Here is a 13,609-nt window from a genome sequence, read left to right as displayed (position 1 = left end):
TCACGTGCTGAGGAATGGTCCCCCGCGGCCGGGCGGCGGCGGGGGAAGAGCGGGTCCGCACGGGATCCGCACAGGATCCGCGCAGGATCCGGGCGGGGTCCCGCGGGCACCCGCCCCGGTACGGCCCGCCGGGGCGGGCCCGTCCCGGGGCGGGCCGGGACGTCCGTCAGGAGGACGAGGCGGCCTTGGCGGCCTTGGCGACCTGGGGCACGAGCTGGTCGACCACGTAGGGGATCGCCAGCGGCGTCGGCGTGCGCAGCGGCCAGAACGCCTTGAGGTCCAGCGGCACGTACGAGCCGCGCTCGACCACGTCCAGGCCGGAGAACAGGGCGTTGGCCTCGATCTTCTTCTGGGTGGCGGCGTCGTCGTTGTAGTGGCTGAGCAGCACGTCGACGTCGAGGACCTTGACCTTCTCCATGCTCAGCTCGGCCGCGAAGCCCTCGCCGGGCAGGGCCTTGATCTCCTCGGGCAGCACCATCCCGAACTGGTCGAAGAGCTTGACGCTGATGTCGGCGTCGGACTTCATGACGCCGATGTTGCCGGACGGGAAGACGCTGGTGAGCGCGTACTTCTTGCCGGAGAGCTCGGGGTGGGAGGTCTTCACCGAGGCGATCTTCGCCTCGACGTCGGCGACGAGCTTCTCGCCCTCGTCGGCCTTGCCGACCGCCTTGGCGACCTGGCGGGCCACGGTCTGCCAGGAGTCCTCGGCCGGTCCGGTCTCGTAGGCGGTGGTCGGCGCGAGCTGGGAGAGGCCGGCGTACTCCTTGTCGATGTAGTAGTCGCCGCCGGCCAGGATCAGGTCGGGCTTGAGAGCGGCGATCTTCTCCAGGGAGAAGCCCGCCTCGCCGGCCTTCAGCAGCTCCGGCTTCGCGCCGGAGAGCTTCGGGGCGGTCCAGGGGGTGAGGCCGTCGGGCTGGATGCCGGTCAGCTCCGCCATGCCGACCGGCTGCACGCCCAGGGCGAGCAGGGTGTCCTGGTCGATCTCACCGAGGGCGACGATACGCTGGGGCGCGGATTCGATCGTGGTGGTGCCGAGCTTGTGGGTGATGGTCACCGGGAATCCGGAGCCTGCCCGGGCGGCGGGCGTCGTGGCGCTCGCGGCGGGCTGCTCGCCACCGCCTCCGCCACCGCACGCGCCCACCAGGCCGAGGCCCAGCAGGAGTGTTCCGGTGGCGAACAGACGGCGCATCGTGTCGCGCATGGGTATGGGTGTCCTTCCAGAGCTCACGGGAGCTCCCGTTTTAGGTAAGCCTCACCTAAGTTAACAATCTTTGCCCGCCCTGGGAAGCGCTTCACGGCGAAGCGCTTCCCGGCCAGGTGCCTCACTCCAGGCGGTCGACGAGCTCGGCCACGCTCTGGGACGTCATCAGCGTGGCGATCCGCACCCCGGTGCAGCCGGGCTCGCGCCGGATCCTGCGCACCAGCTGCATGGCCAGCAGCGAGTGGCCGCCCAGGTCGAAGAAGTTGTCGTGCGGCCCGACCGCGTCCACCTCCAGGACCTCGGCGAACACCCGGCACAGCCGCTCGGTGAGGTCGTCGTCGCGCCGGGAGGCCCGTCCCGTGGCGGCGGCGGTGACCGTGCGGGCCTCCAGCGCGACGGGCAGGTCGCTCAGGCGCGTCTCGGGTTCGGCCGCGACGCGTCCCAGCACGTCCAGGAGCGCCTCGATCATCGTGTCCACGGTGGCCGGGTCGAACAGGTCGGCCGAGTAGTCGACGATCAGGTGGAGCTCCTCCCCCCGCTCCCGGAAGATGAAGTCCAGGTCGAACTTGGCCGCGGGCGGGCTGAACAGCGCCTCCCGCTGCCGCAGCCCGGGGAAGTCCACCTCGCCCATGGCCTGGTTCTCGTAGCCGACCATCACCTGGAACAGCGGGTTGCGGCCGGGCACCCGCGGCGGGCGCAGCGCCTCCACCAGCGCCTCGAACGGCAGGTCCTGGTTGGCCAGACCGGCCAGGTCGGTGTCGCGGACGCGGGCCAGCAGCCCGGCGAAGGAGGGGTCGCCGGAGGTGTCGGCGCGCAGCACCAGCGTGTTGACGAAGAACCCGACCAGGTCGGCGGCGGCCTCGTCGGTACGGCCCGCGACCGGGCTGCCCAGCGGGATGTCCTCCCCCGCGCCGGTGCGGTGCAGCAGCGCGGCCACCGCGCTCTGGCAGACCATGAACATGCTGGCCTGCGCCGAGCGGGCGAGCTCGCGCAGCCGCCCGGTCAGCGCCGCCGGCAGCCGCCTGGTCGCGGTCCCGCCGCGCTGGCCGACGGTGGCGGGCCTGGGCCGGTCCACCGGCAGCGGGATCTCCTGCGGCATGCCGGACAGCGTCCGCGCCCAGTAGGCGAGCTGGCGGGCGTGCAGGCTGCCGGGATCGGCGGGGTCGCCGAGCAGCTCGCGCTGCCAGAGCGTGTAGTCGGCGTACTGCACCGCGGGCGGCTGCGCGGCCGGTGCCACCTCCCGCAGCCGTGCGGCGTAGGCGCGGGCCACGTCCCTGGCGAACGGCCCGAAGGACCACTCGTCGAACGCGATGTGGTGGAAGACCGCCAGCAGCAGGTGCTCGTCCGGTCCTTCCTCGATGAGCGCGGCCCGCAGCGGGATCTGCGTGGCCAGGTCGAACGGGCGCGCGATGACCTCCTCGGGCGTGGCGGAGGTGATCTCCAGGACCGGGCGGGCCTGCTCGGGCGGCAGGACGCGCTGGAAGGGCACGCCCTCGTGCTCGGCGAAGACGGTCCGCAGGCTCTCGTGCCTGGCGGTCACGTCGCCGATCGCGGCCTGCAGCGCGGCCACGTCGACCCTGCCGCTCAGGTGCACCGCGAGCGGCAGGTGGTAGGCCTCGCGCGGCCCCTCGTCCTCGCGCAGCATCTGGTCCAGCAGCCACAACCGGCGCTGGGCGTACGACAGCGGGACGCGCTCGGGCCGCTCGGCGGGCACCAGCGGGGGCCGCAGCGCGACCCCGGCCCGGTCGTGCAGCCGTTCGGCCAGCTCGGCGACGGTGGGCGCCTCGAACAGGTCGCGGATGGCCAGCTCGGTGCGGAGCACCGCGCGGACCCTGCCGACCAGCCGGGTCGCCAGCAGCGAGTGGCCTCCCAGCTCGAAGAAGTTGTCGTCGATGCCGACGCCGGAGACGTCGAGCACCTCGCCGAAAAGCGTGCACAGCAGGTGCTCCACCGCGGTCCTGGCGGCGCGCCCGCTCCCGCGCGGCCCGTGCCGGTCCGGGGCGGGCAGGGCCCTGCGGTCCAGCTTGCCGTTGACGGTCAGCGGCAGCGCGTCCAGCGTCACGACCGCGCTCGGCACCATGTACCCGGGCAGCCTGCGCTTGAGCCCCTCGCGCACCCGCGCGGCGAGCGCCCCGTGGTCGCGGGCCGCCGCCGGGTTGCTCGCGTACGAGGCGGGCCTGCGGTCGGGGTCGGCCGGCGCGTACGCGGCCCCGCCGCCGAAGACGGCGTCGTAGTACCCGATCTCGGCCGAGAGGGTGATGACCACGTCCGGGTCGAGCGCGTACAGCGACTCGGGGTCGACCCCGCGCGGGGGCTCGGCCAGCAGCTCGCGCGCCCGCCTCGGTGAGGCGCCGCCCTCCAGAGCGCGCAGCGCGGCGAGCTCGCCGGACAGGCGGGGGTCGGGGATGCCCCGCACCCGCAGCGGCCCGGCCGGGCCCGCGGGCGGCAGGGTGCCCGGCCCGGCCCAGTCCACGACCGGGGTCTCCTCCGCCGGTACGGCGGGCGGGGTGACCGGCGCCTTCCACAGCGTCACGTCGTAGCGGTGCCTGCTGAGCTCGTTGTGGTGCACGCCGCGCTTGGCGCGGACCTCCACCCGCGCGGCCACGCCGAGGGCGGTGAAGAACGCGGGGTCGAGCAGCAACTCCTTCTCCATCCGGACGGCACGGTCGATCGCCGCGGTGACCGCCCGCGGGTCGCCACCGTCCGCGCCGTTCCCGTCGTTCCCGTCCTTGCTGTCCGCGCCGGTCCCGTCGCCGAGGCGGCCGAGCTGGACGGCCGCGTGCAGGCAGCGCACCGACCGCAGGTCGCGGACGTCGCCGACGAACAGAGCGCCGCCGGGGGCGAGCAGGTCCATCGCGGCGCCGATCACCTCGGCGAGGTAGCCGGCGCTCGGGAAGTACTGCACCACCGAGTTGACCACGACGACGTCGAAGTGCCCGGAGGGCAGGCCGGCGGTGTCGTGCGCGGGCCGGCAGCTCAGCCGTACCGGCGAGTCCGGGCCGAGGTCGGCCTGGAGCTTGGCGATGACGGGGGCGGCGAAGTCGGTGCCCCAGTACTCCTCGCAGTCACCGGCGAGCCGCGACAGCAGCAGGCCGGTGCCGACGCCGATCTCCAGCACCCGCCGGGGCCGCAGCGCGGCGATCCTGGCCACGGTGGACTCGCGCCACTCGCGCATGTGCTCCAGCGGGATGGGCGTGCCGTCGTAGCTGCTGTCCCAGCCCGCGAAGTCCTCGGTGTGCACGGCCGTGCCGATCTCGGTGTACTCGGCGTCGTAGATCTGCCGCCACTCCGCCAGGTGCTCGGCCTCGGCCTCGGGCTGCGCGGCGCCGTCGGGCACCACGTAGCCGATGAGGCGCTTGACCCCGGGCACGTCCGTGCTCACCGCGACGACCGCGGCCTGCCCGACGCCGGGCTCGGCCGCCAGCGCGGTCTCGACCTCCTCCAGCTCGACCCGGTAACCGCGGATCTTCACCTGCTCGTCGGTACGGCCCAGGAAGTCGATGTTGCCGTCCTCGCGGACCCGTACCAGGTCGCCGGTGCGGTACATCCTCTCCCCGGCCTGGAAGGGGTCGGCCACGAACCGTTCGGCGGTCAGGCCGGGCCGGTCGAGGTAGCCGCGTGCCAGGCCGGCGCCGGAGATGTAGAGCTCTCCGGGCGCGCCCGGCGGGACCGGCCGCAGCCAGGCGTCGAGCACGTACCCGCGGGTGTTCCAGATGGGCTTGCCGACGGTGGGGGTGGCGCTGTCGTCGGTGCCGCCGCCGAGGGTGTTGATGGTGTACTCGGTCGGGCCGTAGAGGTTGTAGCCGAGCGTCCCCTCGGTGCGCGCGAGCCGGTCCCACACGGCCGCGGGGACGGCCTCGCCGCCCAGCAGCACCAGCGGCGGCCGGTGCTCACCGTCGAGCAGGCCCTCCTCCAGGAGCTGCTGCGCGTAGGTCGGCGTCACGTTGATCACGTCGATCCGGTGGCGCCGCAGGTACTCGGTCAGCGCCTCGGCGTCGCGCCGCAGCTCCTCGTCGCAGACGTGCACCTCGTGGCCCTCGATGAGCCAGAGCAGCTCCTCCCACGACATGTCGAAGGAGAACGACACGGTGTGCGCGATCCGCAGCCGGCGCCCGGCCGAGGCCACGACCGGGTCGAAGATGTTGGCCCGGTGGTTGAACTGCATGTTGGTCAGGCCCCGGTAGGGGGTGACCACGCCCTTGGGCCGGCCGGTCGAGCCGGAGGTGTAGATCACGTACGCGGGGTGCTCCAGCCGCCCGGGGACGTCCCTGCCGAAGCCGGGCGTCTCCTCGCCGGTCAGCCCGGTGCCGGGCAGCCGGTCCAGGCGCTCGCGCACCGCGGGGTCGTCGAGCGTGATCGTCTCCCCCGGGCAGGTCAGCCCGGCGGCGATGGCACGGTGCGAGACCAGGCAGGCCGGGGCGGCGTCGGCCAGCATGAAGTCCAGCCGGTCGGCCGGGTAGTCGAGCTCCAGCGGCAGGTAGGCGGCGCCGGTCTTGAGCACCGCGAAGAGCGCGACGACCATCTCCGCCGAACGGGGCAGCGCGAGGGCGACGACCCGTTCCGGACCGGCCCCGTGCGCCAGCAGCAGCCGGGCCAGCCGGTTGGCCGCGGCGTCCAGCTCGGCGTAGGTCAGCCGCACGTCCGGCTGGGAGACCAGGGCGAGCTCGTCCGGGGTGCGCGCGGCCTGCTCGGCGAGCAGCTCGGCGATGGTGAGCTCGGGCACGAACCGCTCGGAGTCGGCCCAGTCGCGGCGCAGCCGGTCGTGCTCGCCGGGCAGCAGCAGGTCGAGCCGGTGGCAGGGCCCGGCCGGGTCGGCCGCGACGGCCTCCAGGACGCGCACGTAGCGGTCGGTCAGGCGCGCGGCCTCGGCCTCGGTGAAGGCGTCGCCCCGGTACATGACCCGCAGGCCCGCGCCGGGCTCGACGACCATGGTGACCGGGTAGTGGGTCGCGTCGCGGACCTGGCGGCCGGTCACCCGCACGTCGCCGCCGGGGCCGAACCCGCGCCCGACGGGCATGCCGGGGAAGTTCTGGAACACGAAGAGGGTGTCGAACAGGGTGCCGAGGCCGGTCTCCCGCTGCACGTCGGCGAGCGCGACGTAGGAGTGGTCGAACAGCTCCGACTGGAAGGTCTGCACCCGCTCCAGGACGGCGCGGAGCGGGTCGGCCGCCGAGGCCCGCACCCGGACCGGGACGGTGTTGAACAGCAGCCCGACGACGGACTCCACCCCGTCGACGTCGGGGTGGCGGCCGGAGACCGAGACGCCGAAGACCACGTCGTCGCGGCCGGTCAGCCCGGCCAGCAGCAGTCCCCAGGCGCTCTCGTACAGGGTGCCCAGGGTCAGGCCGGACTCGCGGGCCAGGGTGTCGAGGCGGGACGCGAGGTCGCCGGGCAGTGCCCGGTGGATCTCCCCGGCGCCCGCGAGGTCGGCGGGGCGGCCGGTCAGCTCGGGCCTGATCAGGGTGGGCTCGTCGAGGCCGTCGAGGGCACGGGCCCATGCCTTGAGCGCGGCCTGGCGGTCCTGGGCGTTGACCCAGTCGAGGTAGGCGTGGAAGGGGACGGCAGGGCGGTCCCGCTCGGCCTCGGCGTCGGTGTAGAACTCCAGCAGCGAGGTGACCAGCAGGGCTCCCGACCAGCCGTCCAGCAGGATCAGCTCGGAGGTCAGCACCAGCCGGAAGTCCCCCTCCCCCACCCTGGCCAGCGCGAAGCGGATCAGCGGCGGGGAGTCGGGGACGAACGGGCGGGCGCGCTGCGCCTCGACGAACGCCTCCAGGCCGTCCGCCCCGCCGGTCCCGCCGGTTCCGCCGGTCTCGCCGTCGTCGCCGGTTCCGCCGGTCGTCCCGGTGAGGTCGGCGAAGGTCCAGTCGACCTCGAAGTGCTCGGGGACGAACTGCACGGTACGGCCGCCGTCGGTGCGGAACCCGGCGCGCAGGTTGGGGAACTTCAGCAGCACCCGGCGCGCGGCCCCGGCCAGCCGGTCCGCCTCGACCGGTCCGGTCAGGGTCACCACGGCCTGCTGGACGTAGATGTCGCGGTCCTCGCCGGCCATCATCAGGTGGAAGAGCAGGCCCTCCTGCAGCGGGGAGAGCGGCAGCTCGGCCCGCTCCGGGCCGGAGGCGCCCCCGGCCGGGACGTCCGGGACGGACGCGTCCGGTGCGGGGACGTCCGGCAAGGACGCGTCCGGTGCGGACGCGGCGGCCGGGATGCGGGCCAGGGCCTCGACGGTGCGCAGCCGGAACACGTCGCGGACGGTGAAGGCGAAGCCGGCGCGGCGGGCCCTTCCCACCAGCAGGGCGGCGCTGATGCTGTCGCCGCCGGTGCGGAAGAAGTCGTCGTCGGCGTTGACGGCGTCCCGCCCGACGGTCTCGGCCACCAGCCGGGCCAGGGCGAGCTCGGGCCCGGTCTCCGGGGCCCGTCCCGCGCGGGCGGCGGGCTCGGGCAGCGCCCGGCGGTCGAGCTTGCCGCCCGGGGTCAGCGGCAGCCGGTCGAGGCCGACGAGCACGGCCGGGACGAGGTGGCCGGGCAGGGTCTCGCGGAGCCCCGCGTGCAGCGCGTCGAGGTCGGTGCCGGGCTCGGTCTCGACGTAGCCGACCAGGCGCGGCCCCGAGCGGAGCGCCACGGCCGCCCGCCGCACCCCGGGCCGGGCCGCGAGCGCGGCCTCGACCTCCCCGGGTTCGACACGGAAGCCACGGATCTTGATCTGGTCGTCGGCGCGGCCCAGGAAGTCCAGGGCGCCGTCGCGGCGGCGGCGCACCCGGTCGCCGGTGCGGTAGAGCCGCGAGCCGGGCGGGCCGAAGGGGTTGGCGACGAACCGCTCTGCGGTGCGGGCCGGGTCGCCGAGGTAGCCGCGCGCCAGGCCGTCCCCGGCCAGGTACAGCTCGCCGACCGTCACCTCGCGCAGCCCGGCGTCCAGCACGTACGCCTCGGTGCCGGTGATCGGGACCAGTCCCCCGGCGCCCTCGGCGATCAGGCTGTCGCCGGCCGCCTCGGAGCAGCCGTACAGGTTGACCAGCCGGGCCGGGACCCGCTCGGCCAGCGCGGCGGGCAGGGCCTCGCCGCTGCTGATCCAGGTGGTCACCGATCCGAGGTCGCCGGTCCCGCCGGCCTGAAGGAGCGCGGACAGCAGGCCGGGCACGACCGTCACCAGGTTCACCCGGTGCCGGCGGATCAGGCCGGCCAGGGCGAGCGCGTCGACGGCGGTCTCGTCGTCGGCCACGACGACGGTGTCGCCGACGACGAGGCCGCCGAGCAGTTCGGTGCTGCCGTCGATGAAGGCCGGTGAGCTCTTGGCGACCCGCGTGCCGACCGGGGCCAGGTCCATGCCCCAGGCCAGGCGTCCGGCCAGGGCCCGCTGGGTGCCGGCGACGGCCTTGGGCGTCCCGGTGGACCCCGACGTGAAGATCACGTACGCGGGGTGGTCGGGCAGCGGCCGGGTCCGGGTGCGGGGCGGTGCGTCCGGGGGGACCTCGTCGGCGCCCAGGACCAATAGCGGGCGGGCCGCGTCCAGCATCAGGTCGATCCGGGAGCGCGGGTAGGTCGTGTCGATCGGCAGGTAGGCGGCGCCGGTCTTGAGCACCGCCAGCAGGGCGACCACGAACTCGGCGGAGCGGGGCAGCGCGATCGCGACGATCCGCTCCGGCCCGGCGCCCGCGGCGGCGAGCCGGTCGGCGAGGGCCTCGGCGCGCTCGTCCAGCCCGGCGTAGTCGAGCACGGTGTCGCCGAAGACGACCGCGGGGGCGTGCGGGGTCCGCGCCACCTGGGCCTCGACCATCTCGGCGACGGTCAGGCCGTCGGTCCCGCCGTCGCGGAGCCCGCGGAGCTCGCGGGCCTCGCGAGGCTCGCGGGTGGTGACGGCGGGCCGGGCGGCCGGGGCGCCGAGCGCCGACAGGCGCCGCGCCGGGTCCTCCACGGCCCGCCTCAGCAGCTCGGCGAGGTCGTCGAGCAGGGCCGTGACGGTCTCGGCGTCGTAGAGGTCGGCGGCGTAGGCCACGAACCCCTCGATCAGGTCCTCGCCCTCGGAGAAGTAGACGTCCAGGTCGAACTTGACGCCACCGGTCTCCGGCAGGAACGGCTCGGCGCGCACGCCCGGCAGCCGGAGCCGGACGTCCTCCAGCCGCTGGTGGACGATCATCACCTGGAACAGCGGGCTGCGGGCCAGCGAGCGCTCCGGCGCCAGCCGCTCCACGACCTGCTCGAACGGCACGTCGGCGTGGGAGAACGCGGCCAGGTCGGCCCGGCGGACCCGCTCCAGCAGTTCGGTGAAGGCCGGGTCGCCGGACAGGTCGGTGCGCAGCACCACGAGGTTGACGAACACGCCGACCAGGTCGGACAGGTCGGCGTCGGCACGGCCCGCGACGGGCGTGCCGAGCGCCACGTCCTCGCCCGCGCCGGCCCGGTGCAGCAGCGCGGCCACGGCGGCGTGCAGGACCATGAACACGCTGGTGCCGGTCCGCAGGGCCAGCTCGCGCACCCCGTCCAGCGGCAGCCGGAACGGGACGAGCCCGCCGCGGTGGCTCGCCTCGGCGGGGCGGGGCCGGTCCGGGGGCGGCGTGCTCTCCTCGGGCAGCCCGCGCAGCGTCCGCTCCCAGAAGGCGGTCCCGCCGGCGACCTCGGAGGCCCGGCTCCGCCAGACGGCGTAGTCGGCGTACTGCACCGGCAGCGGCGCCCAGTCGGGCCCGGCGCCTGCGGCACGGGCGGTGTAGGCGCGCGACAGGTCGGCGAGCAGCGGCGTGAACGACCACTCGTCGGCGGCGGCGTGGTGCTGGAGCATGACCAGCACCGACTCCTCGGCGGAGACGCGCAGCAGGGTCGCCCGGATCGGCAGGTCGGTGGCGAGGTCGAAGACGTGCGAGGCGGCCCGCGTCTCGGCCTCGCGCAGCCACTCCTCGGAGCGTCCGCGCGCGTCCACCACGTCGAAGGCGGCCTCGCCGACGGCCAGGACGCGCTGCACGGGCAGGCCGTCCTCCCCCTCGACGAGCAGGGTGCGCAGCGCCTCGTGGCGGGCCACCACGTCGGCGAAGGCGGCGCGCAGCGCGTCGGCGTCGACGGGGCCGCGCAGGCGCAGGCCGAGCGGGAGCGCGTCGGCGGCCGAGGGGCCGCGCAGGCGCTCCTCGAACCACAGGCCGCGCTGCGCGGGCGAGGCCGGGACGACGTCCGGCCGGACGACGTCGCGGACCCGGGGGCCGGTGCCGCGGGTCAGGCGGGGGGCCAGGGTGGCGACCGTGGGCGCCTCGAAGACGTCGGCGATGGTGAGCTCGGCGTCCAGCGCGGCGCGTACCCGGCCGGCCAGGCGGGTGGCGAGCAGCGAGTGGCCGCCCAGCGCGAAGAAGTCGTCGTCGATGCCCACGCTCTCCAGCCCGAGCGTCTCGGCGAAGACCGCGCACAGCGCGGCCTCGCGCTCGTCGCGCGGTTCCCGGCCGGAGACGCGGACCTCGGGAGCGGGCAGCGCGGCCCGGTCGAGCTTGCCGTTGACCGTCCGCGGCAGCGCCTCCAGCAGGACGGTCGCGGAGGGCAGCATGTACTCGGGAAGCGCCCCGGCCGCGGTGGCCCGCAGATCGGCCTCGTCCAGGCCGTCGTCCAGGCCCGGGTGCGGCACGACGTAGGCGACGAGCCGCCTGTCGCCGGGGGTGTCCTCGCGGACCACGACGGCGGCCTGGGCGACACCGGGGTGGGCGGCGAGCACCGCCTGCACCTCGGCGGGCTCGATCCGGAAGCCGCGGATCTTCACCTGGTCGTCGCCGCGGCCCAGGTACTCCAGGGAGCCGTCACGGGCACGGCGGGCCAGGTCGCCGGTGCGGTACATGCGCTCGCCGGGCGGGCCGAAGGGGTCGGCGACGAAACGCTCCGCGGTCAGCCCAGGACGGCCGGCGTAGCCGCGGGCGAGCTGGACGCCCGCCAGGTAGAGCTCGCCGGGAACGCCGACCGGCACCGGGCGCAGCGCGGCGTCCAGGACGTGGGCGCGGGTGTTGGGGAACGGGTGGCCGATCCCGTCCGACGGCAGCTCGGCGGAGGTCGCCCAGATCGTCGCCTCGGTGGGCCCGTACATGTTGACGGCCGAGGCCGCGACGGCGTGCAGGGTGCCGGCGAGCGCGGGCGGCAGGGCCTCGCCGCCGACCAGGACCCGCAGCCCGGCCAGCGCGGCCGGCTCCAGCGACCCCAGCAGCGAGGGGGTGCCCTGGACGACGGTCGCCCCGGCCAGCGCCCGGCCCAGCGCGGCCGGGTCGCGCACGGTCTCGCGGCTCGCGGGGACCACGGTCGCGCCGCTGATCAGCGGTACGTACAGCTCCAGCGCGGCGATGTCGAAGGCGATCGTGGTGACCGCGACCAGCCGGTCGCCGGCGCCCAGGGCCAGGCGCTCCCGCATCGTGAGCAGGAAGGCGGTGAGCGCGGAGTGCGGGACGGCCACGCCCTTGGGGCGGCCGGTCGATCCCGAGGTGTAGATGACGTACGCCAGGTCGCCGCCCCGCACCGGCCGCGCCTCCGCGCCGGCCGGCGCGCCGGGGTGGGTATCGGGAGCGGTGGCGGTCGTGGGGCCGTCGAGGAGGAGCACGTCGGTCCCGGGCGGCAGGAGCGCGGCGGTCTCCGCGGTCGCGAGCGCGCAGAGCGGGCCCGCGTCCTCGATCATGTACGCCAGCCGGTCGGCCGGGTGGTCCAGGTCGAGCGGCAGGTAGGCGGCGCCGGCCTTGAGCACGGCCAGCAGCGCGACCACCAGGTCCGGGGTGCGGGGCAGGGCCAGCGCGACGACCCGGTCGGGCCCGGCGCCGCGCTCGCGCAGCAGACGGGCGAGGTCGCGGGCGCGCCGGTCCAGCTCGGCGTAGGTGAGCGTGCCGGACTCTCCGTCCACGGCGACCGCGTCCGGGGTGCGCGCGACCTGCTCCTCGAACAGGGCGGTGACCGTGGTGTCCGGGACGGGACGCGCGGTGTCGTTCCACGCCTCCAGCAGCGCCGACTCGGCCGCGTCGAGCAGCTCCAGGTCGGCGATCGGCGTGTCCGGGGCGTTCACCGCGCCGCCCAGCAGCGTCTCCAGGTGGACCAGGAGCGCGTCGATGCGCTCGTCGTCGAAGAGCTCGCGGCGGAAGGTGGCCTCGACCGTCATGCCCTGCGGCCGGACGAACGCCTCCAGCGACAGGTCGAAGTGGGTGGTGCCGTTGTGGATGTGCGTCCAGCCCGTGGTGAGGCCGGGCAGGTCCAGCTCGCCGATCTCCTGGGCGAGGAAGAGCAGCATGGTGTCGAAGAACGGCGACCCGCCGCGCCTGCGGGCCGGCCGCAGCTCCTGCACGATCGTGTCGTACGGCAGCGTCCGGTTCGCGAACCCCTCGGTGCAGGTCTCGCGCACCCGGTGCAGCACCTCGCGGAAGGTGGGCGCGCCGGACAGGTCGGTGCGCAGCACCAGGGTGTTGCCGAAGTTTCCGGCCAGCCGCTCGATCTCGGTGTGCTCGCGGTTCATCACCGCCGAGCCGATCGCGATGTCGGTCGCGCCGGTGTAGCGGTGCAGCAGCACCGCGTGCGCGGCGAGCATCACCATGTACGGGGTGAGGTTCTCCCGGGCGGCCAGCGCGCGCATCCCCGCGGTGACGGCGTCGTCGAAACGGCGGGCCCGGCGCCCGCCGCGCTCGGAGACGACGGCGCCGCGCGGGCGGTCGGCGGGCAGGTCCAGGGGGGCCGGGGGCGGGTCGAGGCGCCGGCGCCAGTACTCCAGCTCCTCGGCGGCGTGCGGGCGGCCCTGCTCCCAGGTGGCGTAGTCGGCGTACTGCACCGGCAGCGGGGGCAGGCCGTCCGGCTCGCCGGAGAGCGCGGCGCGGTACAGCGCCGACAGGTCGCGGGAGAGCGACCCCCAGGTCATGCCGTCCCAGGCGATGTGGTGCACGACCAGGACCAGCGCGTGCTCGTCGGCGCCGAGCCGGAGCAGCTCGAGCCGGATCGGCCGCTCGGTCCGCAGGTCGAACGGGAGCGCGGCGAGGTGCGCGGCCCGGGCCTCGGCGTCGTCGCAGTCGTGCGGCGGCAGGTCGAGGGAGTCGTCGTCCAGGACGCGCTGCACCGGTCCCCCGCTGTTCGCGCTGTTCCCGCTGTTCCCGTTGTTGCCGGTGGTCGCGGGGTGCTCGGCGCCCTCGTCGTAGACGGTGCGCAGCACCGCGTGACGGCGGATCAGGCCGCGCAGGGCCTCGCGCAGCGCCTCGACGTCGAGCGGGCCCGCCATGCGCACCAGCAGGCAGACGTTGTAGACGGGGCTGTCGGGGAACGTCCGGTGGTGCAACCACATGCTCTGCTGGGCGTAGGACAGCGGGGCCGGTCCCGCCGAGGCACGCGGGACGATCCCGTCCCTTCCGGGCCCGAGCCCCGCCTCGGCCATCATCCGCCGCATCAGTTCACGTCGCCGCGCAATGTCCTGCTGTTGCCGCACGCTCAACT

General features: G+C 75.3%; 2 protein-coding genes. Both read right to left on the bottom strand.

What is annotated here, in order from left to right; translation table 11 throughout:
• Positions 1–166: 166 nt before the first annotated feature.
• A complete protein-coding gene (locus tag ABD832_RS19315) occupies positions 167–1,201 on the bottom strand; it encodes an iron-siderophore ABC transporter substrate-binding protein (protein WP_344897072.1) in 1,035 nt (344 codons plus the stop codon).
• 121 nt (positions 1,202–1,322) lie between these two features.
• Entirely contained in the window at positions 1,323–13,601 is a 12,279-nt protein-coding gene (locus tag ABD832_RS19310; protein WP_344897069.1) for an amino acid adenylation domain-containing protein, read from the bottom strand.
• Positions 13,602–13,609: the final 8 nt, after the last annotated feature.

Origin of the sequence: Streptosporangium longisporum (assembly GCF_039534895.1) — a bacterium.
GTDB lineage: Bacteria > Actinomycetota > Actinomycetes > Streptosporangiales > Streptosporangiaceae > Streptosporangium > Streptosporangium longisporum.
Note: the sequence above shows the minus strand (reverse complement) of the source record. Positions and strands in the feature narration are given on the sequence as shown.